The organism is Collinsella sp. HCP3S3_E5, from assembly GCF_052067635.1.
Lineage (GTDB): Bacteria > Actinomycetota > Coriobacteriia > Coriobacteriales > Coriobacteriaceae > Collinsella.
Map to the genome: position 1 here is coordinate 83389 of NZ_JBQHQF010000001.1, position 22631 is coordinate 106019.

At 57.7% G+C, this 22631-nt stretch carries 23 protein-coding genes and 1 tRNA gene; 5 read left to right on the top strand and 19 right to left on the bottom strand.

Features of this window, described 5'->3' with window-relative positions:
- Window positions 1-131: 131 nt before the first annotated feature.
- Both ACTM82_RS00330 and lacG read left to right on the top strand, forming a co-directional pair.
- Window positions 132-1910 (top strand): PTS lactose transporter subunit IIBC, encoded by a 1779-nt coding sequence (locus tag ACTM82_RS00330; RefSeq protein WP_441054114.1) that lies wholly within the window; start codon window positions 132-134, stop codon window positions 1908-1910.
- Window positions 1911-1985: 75 nt separating this feature from the next.
- Complete coding sequence (lacG, locus tag ACTM82_RS00335; RefSeq protein WP_229058862.1) at window positions 1986-3407, top strand: 6-phospho-beta-galactosidase; 1422 nt, start codon at window positions 1986-1988, stop codon at window positions 3405-3407.
- Between the two features lie 512 nt (window positions 3408-3919).
- Here the strand turns inward: lacG and ACTM82_RS00340 are convergent.
- The gene (locus ACTM82_RS00340) at window positions 3920-4684 is read right to left on the bottom strand and encodes a DeoR/GlpR family DNA-binding transcription regulator (protein ID WP_441054117.1); all 765 of its coding nucleotides are present in this window, start codon (window positions 4682-4684) and stop codon (window positions 3920-3922) included.
- A 206-nt stretch (window positions 4685-4890) separates the two neighbouring features.
- On the opposite strand from ACTM82_RS00340, the gene ACTM82_RS00345 reads away from it, so the two are divergent.
- Both ACTM82_RS00345 and ACTM82_RS00350 read left to right on the top strand, forming a co-directional pair.
- Window positions 4891-5943: an aldose epimerase family protein gene (locus ACTM82_RS00345; protein ID WP_441054118.1), complete on the top strand. Its 1053-nt coding sequence runs from the start codon at window positions 4891-4893 to the stop codon at window positions 5941-5943.
- Window positions 5944-6149: 206 nt separating this feature from the next.
- Window positions 6150-6225 (top strand) — tRNA-Thr (locus tag ACTM82_RS00350).
- Between the two features lie 192 nt (window positions 6226-6417).
- Here the strand turns inward: ACTM82_RS00350 and ACTM82_RS00355 are convergent.
- From ACTM82_RS00355 to ACTM82_RS00380, 6 genes are all read right to left on the bottom strand, one after another.
- Window positions 6418-7485: a hypothetical protein gene (locus ACTM82_RS00355; protein ID WP_441054120.1), complete on the bottom strand. Its 1068-nt coding sequence runs from the start codon at window positions 7483-7485 to the stop codon at window positions 6418-6420.
- 168 nt (window positions 7486-7653) lie between these two features.
- Window positions 7654-8229: a DUF5067 domain-containing protein gene (locus ACTM82_RS00360; protein WP_441054122.1), complete on the bottom strand. Its 576-nt coding sequence runs from the start codon at window positions 8227-8229 to the stop codon at window positions 7654-7656.
- A 247-nt stretch (window positions 8230-8476) separates the two neighbouring features.
- A complete protein-coding gene (locus ACTM82_RS00365) occupies window positions 8477-8950 on the bottom strand; it encodes a YhcH/YjgK/YiaL family protein (protein WP_117778978.1) in 474 nt (157 codons plus the stop codon).
- Between the two features lie 32 nt (window positions 8951-8982).
- Window positions 8983-9117, bottom strand: a complete 135-nt coding sequence (locus ACTM82_RS00370) for a hypothetical protein (RefSeq protein WP_441054124.1) — start codon at window positions 9115-9117, stop codon at window positions 8983-8985.
- 37 nt (window positions 9118-9154) lie between these two features.
- The gene (locus ACTM82_RS00375) at window positions 9155-10090 is read right to left on the bottom strand and encodes a hexose kinase (protein WP_441054126.1); all 936 of its coding nucleotides are present in this window, start codon (window positions 10088-10090) and stop codon (window positions 9155-9157) included.
- A gap of 58 nt (window positions 10091-10148) precedes the next feature.
- Window positions 10149-11030 (bottom strand): aldose 1-epimerase family protein, encoded by an 882-nt coding sequence (locus ACTM82_RS00380; protein ID WP_441054128.1) that lies wholly within the window; start codon window positions 11028-11030, stop codon window positions 10149-10151.
- 155 nt (window positions 11031-11185) lie between these two features.
- Between ACTM82_RS00380 and ACTM82_RS00385 the strand changes: the two genes are divergently transcribed.
- On the top strand, window positions 11186-11770 hold the full coding sequence (locus ACTM82_RS00385) for a hypothetical protein (protein WP_427794002.1): 585 nt from the start codon (window positions 11186-11188) through the stop codon (window positions 11768-11770).
- A 75-nt stretch (window positions 11771-11845) separates the two neighbouring features.
- Here the strand turns inward: ACTM82_RS00385 and nagA are convergent, their stop codons facing one another.
- The 12 genes from nagA to ACTM82_RS00445 all read right to left on the bottom strand — a co-directional run bounded on the left by nagA (window position 11846) and on the right by ACTM82_RS00445 (window position 22630).
- On the bottom strand, window positions 11846-13015 hold the full coding sequence (gene nagA, locus ACTM82_RS00390; RefSeq protein WP_441054130.1) for an N-acetylglucosamine-6-phosphate deacetylase: 1170 nt from the start codon (window positions 13013-13015) through the stop codon (window positions 11846-11848).
- Between the two features lie 117 nt (window positions 13016-13132).
- Entirely contained in the window at window positions 13133-14299 is a 1167-nt protein-coding gene (agaS, locus tag ACTM82_RS00395) for an SIS domain-containing protein (protein WP_441054132.1), read from the bottom strand.
- Window positions 14300-14413: 114 nt separating this feature from the next.
- Window positions 14414-15145: a GntR family transcriptional regulator gene (locus tag ACTM82_RS00400; protein WP_154514994.1), complete on the bottom strand. Its 732-nt coding sequence runs from the start codon at window positions 15143-15145 to the stop codon at window positions 14414-14416.
- 184 nt (window positions 15146-15329) lie between these two features.
- A complete protein-coding gene (locus ACTM82_RS00405; RefSeq protein ID WP_138374505.1) occupies window positions 15330-16412 on the bottom strand; it encodes a PTS system mannose/fructose/sorbose family transporter subunit IID in 1083 nt (360 codons plus the stop codon).
- Entirely contained in the window at window positions 16402-17202 is an 801-nt protein-coding gene (locus tag ACTM82_RS00410) for a PTS mannose/fructose/sorbose/N-acetylgalactosamine transporter subunit IIC (RefSeq protein WP_154514996.1), read from the bottom strand. The genes ACTM82_RS00405 and ACTM82_RS00410 overlap by 11 nt, the downstream gene beginning before the upstream one ends.
- 90 nt (window positions 17203-17292) lie before the next feature.
- Window positions 17293-17775, bottom strand: a complete 483-nt coding sequence (gene agaV / locus ACTM82_RS00415) for a PTS N-acetylgalactosamine transporter subunit IIB (RefSeq protein WP_154514998.1) — start codon at window positions 17773-17775, stop codon at window positions 17293-17295.
- Between the two features lie 36 nt (window positions 17776-17811).
- Window positions 17812-18093, bottom strand: coding sequence for a preprotein translocase subunit YajC (gene yajC, locus ACTM82_RS00420; RefSeq protein WP_022094612.1), 282 nt, complete (start codon window positions 18091-18093; stop codon window positions 17812-17814).
- Window positions 18093-18536 (bottom strand): PTS fructose transporter subunit IIA, encoded by a 444-nt coding sequence (locus tag ACTM82_RS00425; RefSeq protein ID WP_117743271.1) that lies wholly within the window; start codon window positions 18534-18536, stop codon window positions 18093-18095. The genes yajC and ACTM82_RS00425 overlap by 1 nt, the downstream gene beginning before the upstream one ends.
- Window positions 18537-19182: 646 nt before the next feature.
- Window positions 19183-20268 (bottom strand): hypothetical protein, encoded by a 1086-nt coding sequence (locus ACTM82_RS00430; RefSeq protein ID WP_441054134.1) that lies wholly within the window; start codon window positions 20266-20268, stop codon window positions 19183-19185.
- 127 nt (window positions 20269-20395) lie between these two features.
- Window positions 20396-21481 (bottom strand): isocitrate/isopropylmalate dehydrogenase family protein, encoded by a 1086-nt coding sequence (locus tag ACTM82_RS00435; RefSeq protein WP_441054136.1) that lies wholly within the window; start codon window positions 21479-21481, stop codon window positions 20396-20398.
- A 6-nt stretch (window positions 21482-21487) separates the two neighbouring features.
- The gene (locus ACTM82_RS00440; RefSeq protein ID WP_427718960.1) at window positions 21488-22186 is read right to left on the bottom strand and encodes a hypothetical protein; all 699 of its coding nucleotides are present in this window, start codon (window positions 22184-22186) and stop codon (window positions 21488-21490) included.
- A 15-nt stretch (window positions 22187-22201) separates the two neighbouring features.
- Window positions 22202-22630, bottom strand: coding sequence for a hypothetical protein (locus tag ACTM82_RS00445; protein WP_441054138.1), 429 nt, complete (start codon window positions 22628-22630; stop codon window positions 22202-22204).
- Window position 22631 lies beyond the last annotated feature (1 nt).

Sequence of the window (22631 nt, forward strand, 5' to 3'; positions counted from 1 at the left end):
ATTAACGAAATGACAACGTTGTCATTTCGTTAATGCCTTCCTTAAGCAGGAAGGTTTCCGGGCAGTCCTAACCATCCATCGACGACCAGTTCCATCCACGTGCATCGCGCATCGAGCAGAAAAGGAGCTCTATGGACGCCATCGTAAAGATGCTCGAAAAGCATCAACCGTTCTTTGAGAAAATCTCGAGAAACATCTACCTCCAGGCCATTAAGGACGGATTCCTTGGGTGCATGCCCATCGTCCTCACCTCTTCGATCTTCCTGCTGATCGCCACCCTTCCCGGCGTAGTTGGCATCACGCTGCCCCAGCCGCTCATCGACTGGTGCAACAAGCTGTATAACTTCACCATGGGCGTCATGGGCATCATGGTTGCCGGCACCACTGCCAAGAACTTTACGGCCTCCATGAACCGTCGCATGCCCGCCGGCAAAGTGCTCAACGACGGCTCCACCATGGTGGCCGCCCAGTGCAGCATGCTGCTGCTCGCCGTTACGCAGTTCACCACCAAGCTCGACGGCTCCGAGCTTTCGGTCTTCGATTGCACCAGCATGGGTACGCGCGGTCTGTTCTCGGCCTATATCGCCGCGTTCATTACCGTGTGGGTCTATAAGTTCTGCGTCTCGCGCGATCTGACCATTAAGCTGCCCAAGGAGGTTCCGGGCGCCATCGCTCAGAACTTCCGCGACATCATCCCCTTTGGCGGCGCCGTCATCATCTGCGGCATCATCGATGTCGTCGTGCGCAACCTCATGGGCGTTCCGTTCTCCGAGCTGCTCATCAAACTGCTCTCCCCGCTCTTTACCGCTGCAGAAACCTATCCTGGCCTTATCCTTATCCAGGCAGCCACCGCGTTCTTCTGGTTCATCGGTGTCCATGGTCCTTCGATTGTCCAGCCGGGCATCGACCCTATCCGTCTTGCCAACCAGGCCGAGAACCTGCAGGTTCTGCTGGCCGGTGGTCACCCTGCCCACTCCCTCACCTTTAACATGTCGCTCGTGGGTGAGTTCGGAGGCACCGGCGCCACGTTCATCGTGCCGCTTCTGCTGATTCTCTTTATGAAGTCCAAGCAGCTCAAAGCCGTCGGTAAGGCCTCGATCGTACCGGTCGCCTTTGCTGTCAACGAGCCGCTGCTCTTTGGCGCGCCCATGATCCTCAACCCCTACATGCTCATCCCCTTTGTTGCTGCCGGCTGCGTCAACGTAAGTGTTGCCAAGTTCTTTATCGATAACGTGGGTATGAACGGCTTCTCCTTCGTGGTGCCTTGGGCTACCCCTGCCCCCATCGGCATCTTCATCACCACGAACTTCCAGCTCATCGCCCTGGTATTTGTCGCGATCATCATCTTGCTGGACGCCATCATCTACCTGCCGTTCTTGAAGGCATACGATAAGCTGCTCTGCGACCAGGAGGCAGAGCGCGCCGCCGAGCTGGGTCTTGAGTCCGATGGTGCTGCCACCATCGCCGCCAGCACCTCCGCGCCCGCTGTCGAGCAGGCTACCGCTTCCGTCGAGCCGACCGCCGCTGCCGGCGACAGCGAGCCTGTCGCCGATCAGCCCGAGCCCGTCGTCAAAGCATCCGCTAAGAAGGATGTCGACGGTCTGAAGGTCCTCGTCCTGTGCGCCGGTGCCGGCACCTCTGCCATGCTTGCCAACGCCATCAAGGAAGGTGCTGCGCAGACCGGAGAGAACATCGCTTCCTCTGCCGGCGCTTATGGCCAGCACACTGCCATCATGGATCAGTACGACGTTATCGTGCTTGCCCCGCAGGTTCGTAGCTACTACAACGACATGAAGGCCGACACCGATCGTCTGGGCATTAAGCTGCTCGCCCCGCGCGGCAAGGAATATATCGACCTTACCCGCGACCCCGCTGGCGCCATCAAGTGGCTCCGCGAGAACCTCGACTAGCTCCTCCCTCTGTTGGTGCCCGGATCCCCAGTTCGGGCACCTCTCCCTATTCGTACCCCACAGAAAGGATGCCTCATGACCAACCCCATGCAGTTCCCCGACGGCTTTGTGTTTGGCGGCGCCACCGCTGCTTACCAGGTTGAGGGCGAGACCCGTACGCACGGCAAGGGCAAAGTGCCCTGGGACGATTTCCTGGCTGCTCAGGGTCGCTTCTCCCCCGATCCTGCAAGCGACTTCTACAACAAGTACCCGGTCGATATCGACCTGTGCCAGCGCTTCGGCATCAACGGTATCCGCGTCTCCATCGCTTGGAGCCGCATCTTCCCCAACGGTACTGGCGAGATTAACCCCGAGGGTGTTGCCTTCTATCACGAGCTCTTTGCCACCTGCAACAAAGCTGGCGTTATCCCCTATGTCACGCTCGATCACTTCGATACGCCCGAGGCCTTTTACCAGAACGGCGGCGAGGGTTTCCTGACGCGCACGACGATCGACGCCTTTGTCGAGTACGCCAAGTTCTGCTTTGCCGAGTTCACCGAGGTCAAGCACTGGTTCACGTTTAACGAGATTCCCGCAACCGCCGAGGGCAGCTTTATCGTCGGCAACTGGCCGCACGGCGAGAAGTACCGCCTGGACAAGGCCTTCCAGCTCATGCACAACATGATGGTGGCCCACGCCAAGGCTGTCGTCGCCTTCCATGAGGGCGGCTTTGAGGGCGAGATCGGCATTGTCCAGAACCTGGAGCCCAAGTATCCCCTCGATCCCAACAGCGCTGCCGACTGCGAGGCCGCCCGCATGGCCGACGTCATCAACAACCGCTGGGTGCTCGACGCCACCTTCCGCGGCCACTATGCAGCCGACACCATGGAAGCCGCAACCAAGCTGGCCCATATCGCCGGCGGCGAGCTCGACGTCCGCGACGAGGACATCGCCGCGCTGACCGCGGCGCTCCCCTACAACGATTGCCTGGGCGTCAACACCTACAAGTGCCAGTTCCTGCGTGCCGCCGAGGGCGAAAACGACATCAACCACAATGGCACCGGCGACAAGGGCTCCTCGCGCTGGTTCCTCAAGGGCGTGGGCGAGTCATGCGTGCGCGAAGGCGTACCCACCACCGATTGGGACTGGATTATCTATCCCGAGGGCCTCTACGACCTGCTGCTCCGCATTAAGAACGATTACCCCAACTACAAGAAGATCTACATCACCGAGAACGGCATGGGCTATAAGGACGACTTCGAGGACGGCTTTATCGACGACGCCCCTCGCATCGACTACATGCGTCAGCATCTCGCATGGATCCTCAAGGCGATCGACGGCGGCGTAAACGTCGACGGTTACTTTGTGTGGTCGCTGCAGGACCAGTTCTCCTGGACCAACGGCTACAACAAGCGCTACGGCCTGTTCTACATCGACTTTGAGACCCAGAAGCGCTATCCCAAGGCGAGCGCGTACTGGTACAAGAACGTCGCGGAGACCGGCCTGCTCATGGCCTAGTTTTCGCCGCATACCCCCTGTCGGCCGCATACGAATCCCTCCACGGGTTCGCATGCGGCCTCTTTTGTTTTGGCGCGGCCCGAGCAGGTCGTTTGTCTCGATTTGTAACATCTAGCCGAATATTTCGGCCCTAGCTGTTACAGATCAAGACAAACAGAACGCCCGAGCAGAAATATCTCAATCTGTAACATCTAACTCGCTTTTAACCGTCTAACTGTTACAGATCAAGACAAAGGTGATGGCTGGATAGACAAAATCTCGATCTGTAACACCTAGTCGAGTTTTTGGGTCCTAGCTGTTACAGATTGAGACAAACGGAATAGGCCGGGCCAAAAATCTCAATCTGTAACATCTGGTTGGTGACTTCACCCCTACCTGTTACAGGTCGAGACAATTTGATAGTGGAGTCCTCATTTGCGCGTCATATCGCATAGCGCTGACGCGCCGATTCCCCACAATGACAGGAGGTAAAAGTCCTCCCGCATCGCCTGCTAGCAATCCAATAGCGTTAGCTAGCAGATGACCTGCGTGTGTTCCTCGATGGCGGCACGATCCTCGGCGGTAATACTCGGCTCGCACACCACGGCGTCCAAATTGTCCAGGCGGCAGAAGGTGTAGAAGTCGCGCTTGCCGATCTTGCTGGAATCGGCGATCAGATAGCGCGAGTCGGCCTTGCTAAAGGCGAGCTGCTGGATGCGGCCCTCTTCCATGTTAGATGTGGACACGTCGCCGTCCAAGATGCCGTTGGCACCGATAAACGCCGCATCGATACCTAACGCACGCAGGGTATCCTCGGCCGTTGGTCCCACAAAAGCGGCGGTGCGGCGACGATACATGCCACCCACGAGGCACAGGTCGCAGTCCTCGCGCGCCTCGAGCAGGTTAAACACCGAAAGCGAATTGGTCACAATGCGCAGGCGAAACGCCGGCAGCATCGATGCCATCTGCTCAACCGTAGTGCCCGTGCCCAAAAAGATGGTCGAACCTTCCTCGATAAGCTCCACGGCGCGGCGCGCAATTTGCAGCTTTTCCTCGGCATGCTTGGTGCGCTTTTCGCTGTGCGAGTACTCGTGGCGCAACATAGCGTGGGGACGACCCTGCGCACTGCGGGCGCCGCCGTGCACGCGCTCGATCTCGCCCAGGCTCGCAAGCTCCTCAAGATCACGGCGGATCGTCATATCCGAGACGCCCAGTGCATCCGAAATCTCCTTGACCGAGACCGTGCCCTGCTCCTCGAGCAGCTGACGAACCTTATCCTGTCGCTCCGCTTTAATCACGATGAATCCTCGCCGTTCTTTGCACGCATATCATTCAAACAGTAACGAACAAATTGTATCAGACTCGTGCGCGTCAAAAATGAACGCCCGCACAGCTCCAATCATCACTTTTTTGAGAAAAATACCCCCTGCTTTAGTGGGATGTAGTGATAATCTCACCTGTTCGCGCTACAGTTTGTCGGAAATACCTCGATGTTAGGAACCAAATGATCACTTCTGAGCTTTTCGGCACCGCGCCGTGCGGTACCCCCGTTCATCGTTACACCCTCAACGGGCCCGAGATCTGCGTTCGCATTATGGACTATGGCGCCACCGTGCTGGGTATCGATGTGCCCGACATTCCAGGCAACGTGCGCGATGTGGTGCTGGGCTTCGATAAGCTCGAGGATTACTTTGACAACCCCGCCTGCTTTGGCGCGACCATTGGCCCCGTGGCAAACCGCACCGCGGGCGCCACGATCACCATCGACGGTACGGACTGGCATATGCCCGCCAACGAGGGCGCCAATAACCTGCACAGCGATCTTGAACACGGACTGCACAAGCGCGTGTGGGATGTTGAGCTCGACGAGGCCCACAACGCCGTGCGCATGACCACCTCACTTGAGGATGGCGAGTTGGGCCTGCCCGGCAACCGCACCTTTACGGCCGTGTTTACCGTGACGCACACCGGCCGCTTCCGTATCGAGTATGGCTGCGAGAGCGACCGTGCCACGTACGTGTCCATGACCAACCACACGTACTTTAACCTTGCCGGTCATAATGCCGGCATGGACTGCGAGCACTTCTTTGTTGCCAACGCCGCCCACTACCTTCCCATTGACGACCAGAACATTCCTACTGGCGAGATTGCTCCGGTCGAGGGAACACCGTTTGATTTTCGCGAGTTACGCCCCATCGCGCCTGGCATGGAGGCCGACCATCCGCAGATTAAGCAGGCACGCGGCTACGATCACTGCCTGTGCATTGGCGGCTATCAGTACGGCCGCAATCTGCGCCGTGCCCTGCACGTCGAGGAGATGTGGACCGGCCGTGAGCTGGACTACTACACCACCGCCCCGGGCGTGCAGCTCTACACCGGCAACTGGCTAGGCGATGAGCACGCCAAGGACGATGCCAACTACGGCTGGGGCGCCGGCTTTGCCCTCGAGGCCGAGATGTACCCCGACACGCCGCACCAGCCGCTGTTCCCGCAGGGCATTGTGGGCCCGGGTCATCCCTACAGCAATGTGATCGAATACCACTTTATGAGGCACTAAGCCCATAACGCAACATATCGCACAGCAGCGCCCGCCGGCACACCGCCGACGGGCCTTTTTCTACCTAGTTGTAGGCAACCAGGCACATCCCGGCTTGAATGATTGGTGCATTTAACGTGAGAAAAGCTGTCAGAACACTTGCGCGGATTTGCGATGTCCCGTATCATAGACAGCCGTTGACGCCTCAGCTGCGTCACCACATGGCCGCCAGCGTAGCTCAGTTGGTAGAGCACCGCTCTCGTAAAGCGGGGGTCACCGGTTCGAGCCCGGTCGCTGGCTCCATTGCATTAGTGCAGCTCAGAAGCATAGTTGCTTCTGAGCTTTTTTGTTTTCGCGTCTCTTTCCTCCTTCTCCGAGGAGTGAAAAAGGGGTGAAAATCTTTTTTAACCGTTTTCCATAAATAGCTAGCATCATCCAACGTTCACATTAGATCGAACAACAATCCTGTTGCACATAGCCAAATTCCGCTGAGTATCAGAGAAGAACGTCCGGATTATATGCATACAGCTTCGCTTCTCCAGTCGCCAGTGACTCCTCCAGCCGGTCAGCATATTCAACAATAGAGCCGTAGAACATGGGAGTAAATCCGAACTTTTCGATAAAGAGGGGTTCCGCTACGCCAACCCTCCTCTTGGCAACCGCGGTCTCATCTTTTTCATAGTACCCAGTGCCAGGAATCCGCTCGCTTGCCTGCGGCAAGCACTTAAGCTGCCTACGCAAGCGTGCCGATCCCTTTGAAAGACCCGTATAGGTGATAACACCAGAGATTACGCCACCGACACCCACAACAACCTTGCCAGCGGCATCCCCCACCGTCTGCTTTGTTATCTTGATACCCATGAAGCTCAAGAGCTTCTTGAGGATCGGATACCAACTGGTCTTGGTTAGAGACTGGCGAGCGACCTTTTTCGCGACCGCCTCTTGGGCGTTTTTGGCGATTACGGTTAGCATCGAATTCGCGCTGCCTACACCCATCATCACACCGAGCAACACTGCCATTTCGTAGAGAGTCTCGTCATCAACGTCGTCACATTCTTCAAAAAAGGTCTGCCAGCCATACAGGTATGCCAGTTTCTGCATAATCCTGAATGCGTGCACGTAGTATTGCGTAATATCAGCAGGAATGGTGCCCGCCATCGCAACACCTCCGGGAAGACCTGCTGCAAAGGAAAGGGCAGTTGACTTCTTTGTCTCAAAATCAATTACTTCTCTAGCAATTCTATCGATCAGGCCCACGTCGATTCCGGCAGTGACGGGAGTCGTTTCCACGGCAAACTCGACGACATCTTTATGGATACCCTTCCTCCTCAGCTCCGAGCGGAGGAAATGGGGCCGATCAATTCTCACTCCCTTTAACCGCGCAACTTTCTTCATAAAGTCAATCAAAAATCTCTGGGCCTCTGCCAGCTGCTCATCGCTCTTGTCTTTTAGCTCTGCAAAAGCCGAATCAACGGGAACAGCGACCTCAAGACCCTCGCCCTCGTTTTTCTTTCCAAGCAGCCTGACGTCCATACAGCCTTCCAATCGATCGTCTGCCGGCATATTAACGGCTTCTTGCCGATTGAGTTCCCACAACGTCGTAACAGCTCAATCTTAGATCAACGACTAAACCGTACCTGCTCCCGTCCTAAATTTGGGCTCTTTGATTAGGGGGGGGTCCCTTAACCCAAATCAAAGGTCTGGACAGCTTTTTAAACGTACGAGTAATGATTAAAGAGTACTCAGATCGATAATCTGCGGATTAGTCAGCCCATAGATGGCTTCATTATTATCGGAAGAAGCAATTTGGCCGCCAGCCTCACATTCAACTGGCGTTGTTTCGTCGATCAGCTCGTAACCAAGCCAACCCTCAAGAACTGTGCCAGGTTGTATCTGACGCGACTCAGGAAGATCAAGGCCTTCCACCAACATACTCGGATTAAGCCCCTTTCCGTCCTGAAAAGCCAATATCTCATTACCGGAAAACATAACAGTCTGAAGGTCTTCCGACACATTTTTTGCAGTCACATTCAAAATCAACAGTGGCTTACCGTCACTATAGCTTTCTACTCCGCGCTGCGCCCCCGTGATGGTGTACTCAATACCCGATACGGGGATATCGCCGTCCCCGCCGCTGCCATCCTTCTCTTTTCCGGCAGCGTCTGCCTGAGCAGCAGCATAGCCCGCAGCGTAGCCATCATCATAGCTCCCCTTCCCGGAGCATGCGGTGAGGCAAACGGAAGCAGCTGTGAGCCCCAACGCCAAGAAAGCGCGCCTAGGAATTAAAGCGGTTGTGCTGAGTCCCATAAAGAGCTCCCATCCATTAGCTATTTCTCGTATCCACAGCTATTTTAATTATTCTTCAATCCATTTAGCGTCAATTGCGTCTCAATAACTGCGTCGTTCAGCCTAATTTGACCGCTCCAATGAACCCTGCTCAAATAACAAAAAGCCCCGCCAACCGCAATCCCCAAAGGAACCGCAATCAGCGGGGCCCAAGCGCGCTCCTCAATGGAATCACGCCAGCATACGAACAGCTCAGTCGGGCAGCGCGCTATTCCTCCCAGTAGGCGTCTGCAAGCAGCTTAAAGCAGATCTTCTTGACCGGCTGCGCGCCATCGCCCGGGAACTCGAGCGTGGGCATGTGCGGCTCGCCGGCAACAAACAGCGCAAACTTGTCGTCGGCAAGATCGCCGGCGATCGAGGCGTCGGAATCGACCAGATCGTAGTCGTCCTTCTCGTCAAACTCCTGGACCAGCGTCAGGCTACCCGTAGCGACCTTAAAGGCCTCGCGACCCTCGACGTCGATCTGCAGGTCGTGATAGCGCTGATGCGTCTCATAGTGAGCCTCGGCCTCGGGACGCGTCGTGGGAGCCATGACGTTTGCAAAGACCTTGTCGCCCAGAATCGGATGGCTGCCGACCTCGAGCTCCGCCGGGTCGTTCTCCTCGAGCCAGTCGATCAGCACGTCGAGGCCCTTGAGCATTCCGCGATACTCCTCGATATCGCCCAATGCACCGTAAATCATCTAAATCCCCTCTCGGATCGTTTCTTTGGCGGCTACTCGGCAAACGCGTTGCCAAAGCTGTTGCCACCCGCATACGTCTCGACCAGGGTAAGGTCGGGAATGAACACGACAGTATCGGCGTCGCGCCCCGGCATAATGCTACCGCACTTGTCGTTGGCTCTAACCACAAGCAAACAACCGATGCCAGAGCCGACGCCCAAGTTCTTACAGCTCGGCCACGTCGACGCCGTTGTAAACCTCGTCCCAACGGTCCATGACCAGATGACCGGTCATGGGATCCATGGCATTGAGCTTGCCGCAGGTGTTGGCGGTACGCAGCACCGTCTCGTCGTCCGCGCCGGCAGCGATGGCATGCGCGAAACCGGCGATAGTGGAGTCGCCGGAACCCGTAGCGTTAACGGCAGGAATATCGGGGGTCTTGGCACGGAACGCACGTCCGTTGTGGAAGCCCACGGAGCCGGCAGCGCCCATGGACACGACGACCCAGGGGATATCGGAGAAGCGGGCGTCAGAGGCGAGCGCAGCACGGAGCTCGTCCACATCGTCGGTGGTAAAGCTCGTGCCCAACAAGCCGTTGATCTCGGTTAGGTTAGGCTTGACCAGCTCGGGCTTGACCTCGGACTTGAGGGCAGCCTCAAGCGAAGCGCCCGAGGTATCGAGCAGCACCTTGGCGCCGGCGTTCTCGGCAATGCCCGTAATCTTGGCATAGTAGTCCGCCTCGACGCCGCGGGGCAGCGAACCCGAAATAGTGACGACGTCGGCCTTGCTCGCAAGCTCGTTAAACTTGGCGGTAAAGGCATCCAGCTCCTCGGGGGCAATCGTCGGGCCGCTCTCGAGCAGCTCGGTCTGGTTGCCGGCGTGGAGGATGTTGAGGCAAATGCGAGTCTCGCCCTTGATGGGCACAAAGTCGTTGTTAATACCGTTGGCATCCATGAGCTCTGCCATATAGGCGCCCATATGGCCACCGAGCAGACCGGTTGCCACAACGTCGTCGCCCAGCTGGCCCAGCACACGGGCCACGTTGAGACCCTTGCCGCCGGCGGTCTTTTCGGGCGTCACACGGTTGACGTCGTCGATAATGAGCTCATCGAGCTGATAGCGCGTATCGACAGACGGGTTCATCGTAACGGTGAGGATCATTTTAGCTCCTTATCTCGCGGGCTCCTTGTGCCTCGCGATACGAGTCGACAAAACGGAATTACAGAATCTCAATCGTGAACGAGCGAACGACAGTCTCCTTGGGCTTGGCGACAAGGCAGCCGCGCTTATGCTCAAGTACGTCGTCCTCATCGGAGCAGGTCGAGAGGCCGCCCCAGGGCTCAACTGCCACAAAATCGCCCTCGGGCTTACTCCACACGATGAGGTACGGGAAACCCTCAAAACTCAAGCGAACGCCCTTGTCCTCGCCCTTCTTGGAAAGCGTGACCTGACGACTCTCGAGCACGTCAAAGATGGTCTCCGCAAAATCGAAGAGCTCATGCGACAGGGGGAGCGTCTTTCCCACCATGGGGTTCTTTGAACGGTTAGCTACATCAATCAAGCCAGTCGAGGATACGGCGGTGCAAAGCTCCGCAGCCTCGTCTTTCTCGAAGCGCAACTCGTAGTCCGTATAGGCCTCGCCCTCGTCGAGCGGGCACCTAAAGCCGGGGTGTCCACCGATAAAGAACGGCATGTCCTCGGTGCCCTCGTTGGTCACCTCATAGGAAACGCGCACGGCAGCGTCCTCGAGCGTATAACGAGCGACAAGCTTAAACGGGTAGGGATAATCTCTCAGCAGCGCGGCGTTATCCTCCGAAGCCAGGCACATAGCCAGCTCGTTTGCGCTTTGGCTCAGCAGCTTCCACTCCTGCTTGCGCGCAAACCCGTGGCGAGCGAGCTTTACATGATGCCCGGCAAACGTCATGGCGCTGCCATCGCGCAGGCCTCCGCAAATCGGGAAGCAAATCGGTGCCTGGCCGGACCACACGGCGGGATCGCCCTGCCACAAGTACTCGCGGCCTCCGGCCTCAATCGAGGTAAACGAACCACCAGCCGTGGACACCTTAATAGAAATCGAATCGTTGGAGAGAGCGTATACCATTGCCCATCCTTTCGAACAACTGCTTTTGCTCGCAAGTATCCGTCTCGGCCCTGACCAAAGGACAAACCCGCACGCTCATCGATGTGTCCGGTATCCCAGCCATGCAACGGGGTACCATACAGACATTGATGCAATTACAGCTGGAAGGCCTTCTTATGCGAACCATCATCCTCTACGCCTCGCGCCATCACGGCAATACGAAAAAGCTCGTGGACGCCATCGTCGAGGCACACCCCGAGATCGATACCCTCGACGTCAAGGCGCTCGGCAAAAACGAGTATCCCAACCTGCACGAATATCATCTGATCGGTGTCGCCACGGGCATCTATTACTCCGAGATCGACAAGGACATGGCACGCGTGCTCACCAACGTGCTGCAGCCGCAGGACAAGGTGTTTGGCCTTATGACCTACGGTGGCAAAAACAAGTGGTACGGCAAGGATATCGATGGCATCTGCCGCATGAGGCAGGCCATCTTTATGGGTGTCTACGGCTGCCCCGGCTTTGATACGTGGGGGCCGTTCAAACTCGCCGGCGGTGTCCAAAAGGGACACCCGACCGCTGAGGAAATTAAGGGCGCCGTCGACTTCTTCGACAAGATCGAAGACGAGTATGGCGACATCATCGTCGAAGAGTACGCCAAGCGCGAGAAGCGCCTAGCATACGAGAAGGAGCATCCTGCAGGAGGCCTGGTGGCCGGCGTTAAGCGCACGGTAAAGAAGATCGCTAACAAGCTGTAACTGTGAAGGTACTTTTGAGCGTTTAACCCATGCGGCGGGTCCGAGCAGATTCGGACCCGCCGTCTTTTTCTATCGTTACTCGGTAAAGGCGTTACCGACGCTCTGACCGCCAACATACGTCTCGACGAGGGTGAGCTCATGGTCGAACACGACAAAGTCGGCGTCGCGACCCGGCATGATGCTGCCGCACTTATCCTCGATGTGCACGGAGCGTGCCGGCACCTCGGTTGCCATGCGAATGGCGATATCGGCGCTGGCGATGCCCCAGTCGACGATGTTCTTGACGCCCTGGGCAAGCGTGAGCACCGAGCCGGCAATGCTCTTGCCGTCGGCGAGCCAGCACAGGTTGTCCTTCATGATGACGTCCATGCCGCCACTGGTGTAGCTGCCCTCGGGCATGCCGCCGCAACCCAGGCAGTCGGTGATGAGCACCGTATGCTGCCAGCCCTTTGCCTGCAGCAGCGCCTTGATAGCGCCAGGGTTTACGTGCTTGCCGTCACAGATGATCTCGGCGTAGGTCTCGGGCGTGGACATGGCAGCACCCACAACACCGGGCTCACGGTGATGCAGTCCGCGCTGGCCGTTATAGGTATGCGTAAAGCAGCTGGCACCGGCGTTGATGGCGGCGATGCACTCATCGTAGGTGGCGTCGGAGTGACCGATGCTGGTCACCACACCCTTGGCGTTCAGAGCAGCCGCATAAGCAGCGGCACCGTTGTGCTCGGCCGCCATGGCGCTCTTAACGATGCGACCGCCCGCAGCCTCCTGCCACTGATCGAAGACCTCCTCGGAGGGATCGATAAGATAAGCGGGGTTCTGCGCGCCCACGTGCTTCATGGTAAAGAAAGGGCCCTCCAGGTAGATGCCCTGAATGCGAGCACCGCAGAAGTCGGGGCCACGGCCCTCGTCCGCCTGAGCGATGGCGGCGCAGGCGTCCTTGATCTGCTCGACGCCATCGGTGAACGTCGTGGGCAGCCAGCTGGTGGTACCGCGACGGGCGAGCTCGGTCGAGCTGATATCGATGCCCTCGGGATCGTTATCGATAGTCGAATGGTTATAGAAGCCATGGATGTGGGTGTCGACCATGCCCGGCGCGATCCACGATCCCGTGTAGTCCTTGATCTCGCAGGAGGGCTCGTCGGCCTGCCAAGCGCCAAAGACGCCGTCCTCGACCATAAGATAGCCGCCCAGTTGCGGGCCTGCCGGCAAGAAGAACTTGTCAGCCTTAATTGCATACGTGCTCATATGTACTCCTCACTTCTAAAGTAGTTGACTGTGGTGATGTTTATACCCAGCTCACGTAAAACAAAAAGCGCCCGCCCGCCGTTACGAGCGGACGGGCGCCCTTACAGGGGGACGCGATTAAGCGGTGAAGGGGTGAATCGTCACGCCCTTGACCACGCGGTTGACCGTGCCGGTGGGGCTCGGCGTGTCGGGCGTGTTGCCCACGCGCACGGAGTTAAGCAGGCTGATAGCCTGGGCAAACATCACGAACGGCAGAGCAAGGTAGCCCTCGGGAAGCGCCTCGTAGCCCTTAAAGGTGAAGGACTCACCCTCGTAGACAGTAGCGCCATCCTGCTGAACGGCAACGGTGTGCTGAGCAATATCGTCGCCACCGATCTCATTGAGGATGTCGATGTCGTACTGACGGGTGTAGGCGTCGTTGTTGACGAACACGAACACGAGGGTCTTGTCGTCGACGAAGGACTTGGGTCCGTGACGATAGCCCATGGAAGTGTCGTAAGAAGTGGCAACCAGGCCGTGAGCGAGCTCGAGGATCTTGAGCTGGCTCTCCTGGGCAAGGCCACCGAAGGAGCCAGAACCCAAGTAGGTCACGCGGCTGAAGTCTCCAGCGAGGTAATCGGCGATCTCGGGCTCACGGGAGATGACCTCCTCGCCCATCTTGGCAATCGTCTCGACCCACTCGGCCTTCTGCTCGTCAGAGGCAGTGTCGAAAATAAGGGTGGCGAGCAGGGTCATGCAGGAATAAGAACCGGTCATGGCGAAGCCCTTGTCGTTGGCGCGCGGAATGAGCAGCGTCAGCGCGTTGGGATCATCGGCAGACTCGACGGCGAGCTTGCCCTCGGGAGCGCAGGTGATGTTGAGGAATTTGACGTTGTGGACAAGCTCCTTGGCAACGGCAACGGCGGCAAGGCTCTCGGGGCTGTTGCCAGAGCGGGCAAAGGAAACCACGAGCGTGGGATCCTCGGCACGCAGGAAGTCGCGCGGGGCGCTCACGATGTCGGTCGTGGCAATGGGCTTAAAGTCGTAGAGATCAGTGTTGCCAGCGTGACGCAGGTACGGGGCGCAGGTATCGCCAACGTAGTCAGACGTACCGGCACCGGTGAAGACAACGGACAGACGGCCCTCGCCCATAGCGCGAGCCTCGGCCAGAAAGGCCTCGATGGCCTCCTTGTTCTCACGATAGATGTTGAGCGTATCACGCCAAAGCTCGGGCTGCTGAGCAATCTCGGCCGTGGTGATCTGGGCGCCGAGCTCGGTGAGCTCCTCGACACTCTTCTCGAACATTTCTAATACCTCTCTCTAGAAGTAATCCTCTGACGTGCAATTATACACTTCGGTTGGTTATCTGGTAGTAACCAGTTAACTGCAAGGAATCACCATATGGAAACGATGCGAACACTAGTTGCTACGCTGGTGGTAAACCTTGTATTTAAACTGATCGGCACGAGCAACCGAGAGCGTATACTCCACAACCTCGTTTGACTCGTTATACGTAGTCCTGACCAAATCGAGCACAGGCGACCCCTCGACAATTGCCAAAAGGTGGGCATCGGTGGGACGGGCTATGCTCGCATAGAACTCCTCTTCGGCCACGCGAATCTTTTGCTGAAAGTCCTGCTCAATCACATCGTAAAGCGGCTTACTCTCCAGCAGTGGTCGCTTTAGGGACAGAAATTGACGAACCGGCAGATAGCTGCGTTCGACCATCATGGGCATGTTGTCGGCAGAACGAAGGCGCTTGAGCTTAAAAACGCGATCACCGATATGCAATCCCATATGCTCGGCTAGATTCTTATCGGCCTCCATCTCGCAAAACTCGAGAATCGTGGTCTCGGGGTCACGACCCATCGCGCGCATCTGTTCGGTAAAGCTGTAGGACTGCATAAGATTGGTTGCCTTTGCCGAACGGTCGGTCACAAAGGTACCGCGACCGTGCTGCCGAACCACCAGTCCTAAACGCTCCAGTTCCTGCAGAGCCAAGCGTACCGTGGTGCGCGAGAGACCATAGCGCTCCGAAAGTTCGCGCTCGGAAGGAATCATGTCACCGGCGCGATATTCATGGTCAATCTTTTCGGTCAGAATATCGACCAGCTGATCGTACAGCGGTTGCTTACGCGCCCCGATCGCCATCCTATCCTCCCATTTTCTCAAACTCGGCTACTACCTTGGGTGGTTAACATTATCTGTCTGCCACATCCGAATCATCAAGAAAACAAAAGCCGCGCGCTCTTTCGAGCACGCGGCTTTTAACATACACATGGCTTAAGGGGTCGGGGTGTGAGCCGCGTAGGGACACACCCCTCAAGCTAGAGCCTTACCAGATGCTCGGCCAGAGACCAAGCGGGCCAGCGCCCAGGATGCCCAGGACGAAGAGCAGCAGAATGCCCTTGGTCGGGGTCCAGCTGTGCTTAGCGAACATGTAGTAAAGCAGCAGCGTAAGCATAAGCGGGACGAGTTTCGGGACGATGGTGTTGAGGGTGTCGGCAACAGAGAAGTTGACCGGATCCTCGGTAACGGTGCCGTAGGTCACGGACTCCATGCCGTTGCCCAGATCGGTGACGCCGCACTCGACAGCGTTGCCGTCGGCATCGGAAGCGGTGAGGGCGTTGCCGTCCTTATCGGTCATGGCAATGGTACCGGCCTCAGCGGTCTCGGTATCGATGCCCTCCATACCGGTGAAGTTCTCGGCCTCCTTCTCGGAGACGATCACGGTAGTAGCGGAGAGGCCACGGGTGGTGCCGTTGGGAATCTGAAGGTTGATCTGGGTGCCACCCATGGTGACGACCAGGCAACCGACGACGAAGACGCCCATGATGGAAGCGGCGCGCGTGAAGGCCTGCATGTTGGCGGTCAGAGCGTCAATAGCGCTGGTGCCAAGCTTGTAGGACCAGTTCATGAGCCAGAAGCGCAGTGCGAACTGGACGGCGTTGAAGATCACCAGGAAGATGATCGGCGCAGCGGCGTTGCCGTTGATGGCCATGTTGGAGGTGATGCCAGCCGTGATAGGCACGAGCGTCAGCCAGAACAGGGCGTCACCGATACCACCGAGCGGGCCCATTGCGGCGACGCGGACGGCGCGAATCGTGGGGATGTCAACCTTGTTCTGCTCGAGCGAAAGCACGATGCCCATAACAAAGGTGACGAGGAACGGGTGAGTGTTGAAGAACTCCAGGTTGTGGCTCATGGAAGCCGCGAGGTCGTTCTTGTTGGTGTGGATCTTCTCCAGACCGGGGATGATGGAGTAGAGCCAGCCAGCGGCCTGCATACGCTCGTAGTTGAACGAGGCCTGCAGGAAGCAGGAGCGCCAAGCCATCTTGTTGAGGGTCTTCTGGTCGAGCTGCGGAGCAGGAGTGAGATCCTCGTAGTGCTCCGGGATCACATACTCATTAGATGCCATCTTCGAAGTCACCTCCGTCAGAAACAGCTGCACCCTTCAGCTCGGTCTGCTGCTGGAAGTCCCAGAAAGCGATGCCGAAGCCGATGAGAGCGAGGATGAGCAGGGCAGGAGTTGCCAGAGAATCGTTGGCAACGGTGATGATCGCGAGGCCAAAGCCCATGAGGAAGAAGCCCCACATATCGCGGTTCATCATAACCTTGAGCAGGACGGCGAAGCCGACGAAGCGCATCATGCCGCCTGCAGCGGAGAGACCGGTCTGCAGCCAAGCCGGGATGGCGGAAGCGATGGTCTGACCGATGGTAGCGCCAGCGATGAAGAACAGGGTGACGACGATAGCGAAGATCAGGCCGAGCAGAGCCATGGCGAAGTAGTTCAGACGCTCGATACCCTTGGTGTCAGCGTTGTGAGCCATGTTGTCCGCGGAGGACATGAGCGGCGACATAAGCGTGAAGACCAGGGTAACGCCGAGCTGACCAAGCAGAGCGAACGGAATGGCAAGGCCGACTGCCGCGTTGGGTTCGAGGCCCGTGGCGATTGCGAGAATGGCTGCCATGATGCCGCCGATGACGGCGTTAGGCGGCTGAGCGCCTCCGATCGGCATGTTGCCGATCGTCATGAGCTGATAGGTACCACCCACGAGAAGACCGGTGTTGAGGTCGCCAAGGATAAGACCGATGACGGCGCCGGTGACGATGGGCTGATAGAGAGACTCGAGGAAGTTGAACTGGTCGATTGCCGCGACGAACGTGACGATGAAGACCAGAGCGACCTGGATGATCGAGTATTCCATCTTGCTCCTCCTTTCAAAATGCATGTACGCACTTTTGATATCACGTACAGAACGTCAGGGTTTCACTCCTGACAATGTGGATCACGAGGATTACGAGAAGAGCTTGCTCGTGTCCTCAACAGGCGTGCTCGGAACGCGCCTGATCTCCAGCTCCACCCCCAATTCCTGCAGCTCTTTAAACGCAGCGACATCCTCGTCGTTAACTGCGACGGAGGTGGCGACTTGGCGCTTTCCTTCCGACATGTGCATGTTGCCGATGTTTACCTTCTTTATAGGCACACCGCCCTTGACGAGCGTAAGCACGTCTTCCGGTGTTTCGGCCACGATGAAGATCTTCTGGCGCGGGCTCGCCTTGCCGATGACGTCGATGGTCTTCTGCAGGGAGAAGAAACGCGTAGCGACGCCGGCGGGAGCGGCCATCTTCATGAGGTTCTGGCGCATGGTATTGGTTGACACGTCGTCGTTGGCGACGAGGATGAGGTTGGAGCCCAGAGTGGAGTTCCACTGAGTGGCAACCTGACCATGAATCAGTCGGTTATCGATGCGGGTAAGAAGAATGTTGGGTTCTGCCATGTTGATCAGCTTCCTTTCGCTATTTGCTGACGACAGTTACTTGATCTCCTGAATCGCGTAACGCGAAACATCTACGACGGCTCCGGATCGGACCTTGATCTGGACCTTCTCGCCTTCGATGCCCTTGACGGTTCCGTAGATACCGCCGGCGAAAAGAACCTCCTGACCCGGCTTGAGCTCGGTGTGCAGCTCCTTGAAGTACTTCTGCTTCTTCTTCATGTTGATTTGCGACCAGATGGTGTAAATCAAGCCCATGATGACAAGCAGGCCTAAAAGAGCGACCGAGGAGCTCAGGACGTTGGCTCCGAAATCGGCCATTAGATGCCGTCCTCGTCGCCAAAGATATCCTCTTCGTCGGAGCCGGCAACGGATGCGACCGTCTGGGCGGTGATGCCCGTCTGGCCAACGGTCACTGCCTGCTCGCCAAGCTCGGCGAGCGTGGCATTGCCGCGGAGGAACAGGAGCTCAATAACCATGGGGAGGTTAGTGCCGGTCAGAACCTCGACGTTGTCGACATCCTGGGCAATCATCATCGACTGGTTAAACGGGGTGCCGCCAAGCAGGTCGGTAAAGACAAGCACGCCATCGCACTCCTCGCGCATGGCGGTAATAGCGGCGCGGAGATCCTCACCGTAGGAAGCAGCCTGATCGCCCTCAAAAGGAACGACGGTAAAAGCGGGCTGGTCACCGGCAACCATAGCGATAGCGCTTGCGAGACCGGGTGCGAACTGTCCATGACCGGTAAGAATAAAGCCAACCATTCAAATTTCCCTTCCGAAGGTGTGTACGATCTGAGTCCGATGATTTTCGGAAGCCAGCGGGCGCTCGCCCTTAAAGCTTCTTGGAAAGCGTTCTTTGAAGACCAGTGGTTTCTCAACTGGTAGTAACCACGTGACGTGTTGTTGTCACTATATCACCCCAGAAGAGGTCGCTTTCGTTGATTCATACAGTAAAACGTTTTTGCACCGCTCACGGTGATATTTCGACCGTTTACCGGTCGTTAACACATCTACCTGCGGTTTTGAAACCGTTTCGAAATGCTTTGGCAAAAGATCGGATCTTTTTCCGTGTCTAAACAACGCAGGGCGGCTAAAAATAGCGTGTAGAAAAATTGCAGGTCATTGTGAAGATATGTGAATTGGTCTTTTTGACTTAATACCAGTCTGAACCAGTTTTGAGATTATCGGTGAACGGTCGTTTTCGACCGTTCACCGGTTACTTGCAATCGTTTGCAGTTGTTTTCCCAGATGAATTAGGGAGACCCGATGAAGCACGTGCGTGATCATTCAATCTGCCCTTTCCGTCTCAATAGATAGCCCTCCAACGCAAAAAGCCCCCTAGAACGATGTCCGCTCTAGGGGGCTTCATCAGATATTTCGGCTTCGTACTCGAAGGCTCAGGTAATCTTTACGCAAACAGGCCGTAGATGCTGATATTTGCCTTGGCGTAGAGGCCGTTGGCGTACTCGGTCCACTTGGAGCTGGCGCTCGAAGCCTGCGAAGAGTACTGCTGGTAGGCGGTGTAATAGGCGGTCATGGCCTGCTTATAGGTAGCGCTATCGGCCGTAAAGGCATCGTCGGCAAAAGCCTTAGCGTAGGTGCTATCGGCGTCCTTCCAGGTGCCCTTCTTGCTATCCCACTCGTCACCGGCAAGGTTGATGATGTAATCGGCGTAGTCCTTGCTCGCGGTGTCCTCGTTGCCGTCAGAAGGCTCGGTCGGAGCGATCGGCATGCTTGCGGAGCTATCGCCCACCTTCTTCTTGTAGAGCTTCTGCAGCGTTGCGGACTGGCGGACGATCTGCTTGGCCTGGTCCTTGGACACGCCATACTGCGTGGCCATGGTCTTGTAGTCCGAAGTGCCGATAGAATCCTCGGCGTACTTCTTCATCTCCTTAGAAGAGACGGTGATGCCCTCATCCTCGGCAGCGTCCAGCAGAATCTGGTTGCGCACGTAGGACAGGATGACATCGGCAGAGGGAGCGGTGTAGTTGCCATCGCTATCCTTGACGGTATCAAGGCTGTACTGGCTCTCGATGGCCTCGCGCGCGGTGATGTCGCTCTTCTTGCCGTTGTAGCTGTAGCTTGCCACGGTCGAATCGAGCTGGTCCTCGGTGAGGGTCGCCGAGCCGACGCCCTTGCCGCCAAAACCACCGTTGCCAATAAAGAAGCCGACCACAGCAGCGATCACGATGGCGACCACAAAGGCGGCAATCATCGTCTTCTTGTGCTTGGATGCGCTGTCGTCCACGTCGGAGTCATCGTCCTCGTCCTGCTCCTCAGGCATGAGGTTCTCGTCGGCGGCATCCGCGGCAATCTGAGCCTCCAGGCGGGCGTCCTCCTCCTCGGCGGTCGTGCCGGCAGCAATGTGCTCGGCAGACGTACCTGCGACCAGATCGATCTTCTCGTCCTCGTCACCGTCGGGGCCTTCGCCGCGCTCGATGATCTGGATGCCGTCGATCTCGTCCTTCTCGTCCTTCTTTTGAATCAGACCCATATCAGTTACTCCTTGTTAAGAAACATAGTCCTCAATAGAATACGCCCGACAGAGCGCCGGGCGTATTCATTCTCAGGTTATCCGCAAACGTATAAGCACCGCTTAGGCGTTTGAAAGCCGTATCCCCTTAGGCAAGATGCGCGATAACGGCATCAGCAAAGGCCTGCGTGCCCACGGCGCCCTCAATGGAGCCGGTCTGGGCGCGACGCACGTCACCGGTAACCTGCTCGCCCTCGTCGAGCGTGGCAGATACGGCGGCGCGAATGCGATTGGCAGCGTCGTTCTCGCCCAGGTGATCGAGCATCATAGCCGCAGACAGAATCTCGGCCGTGGGGTTAGCGATATCCTGACCAGCGATATCGGGCGCGGAGCCATGCGTGGCCTCAAAGATGGCACAGTCGGCTCCGATATTGGAGCCGGGGGCCATGCCAAGGCCGCCTACAAGACCGGCGCACAAGTCGCTGACAATGTCGCCATACAAATTGGGCAGGACCAGAACATCGAAGTCGTTGGGGTTCTGAACCAGACCCATGCAGGTGGCGTCGACGATCTTGTCGTTGAACTCGATATCGGGATAGTTGGCAGCCACCTCGCGAGCCACGCGCAGGAACAGGCCGTCAGTCGCCTTCATGATGTTGGCCTTATGCACGGCCGTCACCTTTTTGCGGCCGCAGCGGCGAGCATACTCAAAGGCGTACTCCACAATACGGCGGCTCTTGGCGATGGAGATGGGCTTGATCGAGATGGCGGAATCCGCGGCGAAGGTTTTCTGACCCGAGCGCTCGACAAGCTGTGAGAGCTCCTCGACCTCGGCAGCGCCCTCGTCGAACTCAATACCAGCGTAGAGGTCCTCGGTGTTCTCGCGCACGATAACCAGGTCGACATCGCGGAAGCGCGAGCCATCGCCCGGTTGCGACAGGCAGGGGCGCACGCAGGCGTACAGGTCGAAGTACTTACGCAGGGCAACGTTGACGCTGCGGAACCCCGTACCGACCGGCGTGGTGATGGGGCCCTTGATGGCAACTTTGGTCTGGGCGACGGCATCGAGCACATGCTGGGGCAGCGGCGTGCCAAACTCGTCCATGACGCCGGCACCGGCCTCCTGGACGTTCCAATTGACCTGGACACCGGCGGCCTCGACCACGCGGCGCATGGCCTGCGTAATCTCGGGACCGATACCGTCACCGGGAATCAGGACTACATCGTGCGCCATAATCTGTTACTCCTCGTCTTCGGCGTCGTCAGATTTTTTAACGCTAGCACGCTTCTTCTTTTTGGAGAGATCCAGGCCAAAACGTTTAACAAGCATTTCGCAAATCTCGCTCGAACGGGCCTTGAGATAGCTGCCCTTGCCGTTCTCGGCATCGAACTTAAGGCGCAGCGCAAGCTTCTCGGCGATCTCGGCATCGATCTCGCCTTTGCCAAACTCGTACAGGCAGCCGAGCATATCGCGATACTCGAGGTCACCGTGGTAGCACTGGATGGCCTCGTCCAGGATGGGCCAAGCCTCGCGCGAACGCTCGACGCTCGTGGCACCCCACACGCACAGCAGGCGGAAGGCGGCATAGCGCAGCGTGGAGGAAATCTCGTCAAACAGTGCGGTCTCGGCGCCCTCAAAGGCATCGCCCAGCTGGTCGGGGCAGGTGGTGGCGAGCGCCGCCAGGGCATCGAGGGCCTCCCAGCGAGTCTGAGCCTCGGGCCGGTCGAGCGCCTCGATCAGCGCGGGCACGCAGGGCACAACGCGTTGCGGATCGCGCTCGGCAAGCAGGTGCAGCACGCGGGCGGCAAACTGGCGGATACGGCGCGTGGGGCAGCCGAGCTCCTGGACCAAGCGGTCAACGGTGTTCTCGTTCTCCTCTGCCAGCTGAAGCTGTGCCAGCTCCTCGTCGGTGAGCTGTTCGTCTTTGTTTTCTGCCATAGTTACCTCTTCTTACTATTTCTTAGTGTGCCTGCCAGCACCCTTGCTGTCATCGGTGACCGAGATGAGCTGTCGGTCAGCCGCGCCATTGCGACGCGCGCGGCGGCGCTCCTCGGCGTCGCCTGCGTCGGCGGCGGCGCGGTGAGCCTGGTTGACGTTAAAGACCTCATCGTGCTTGCGCCACGGACCAACGGACTCGCCAAAACTCATCTTAAGGCCGGCGATAAAGCCGCCAAGCCAGCCGATCGGCGCAAACTGCACCAGCGGGAACAGCGAGAACACCCAGGTCAGCAGAACGACTACCGCCGCTCCTGCAAAGTTGGCAATCCAGTAGTCGCGCTTGGTGATGACGCGCTTCTCGCACGCCCACTGGCCGCACAAAAAGCCAATGTAGATCGCAAAGAGAAAGAGCACTAGCGCAAGCACCACGAACGTCCAGCTCATG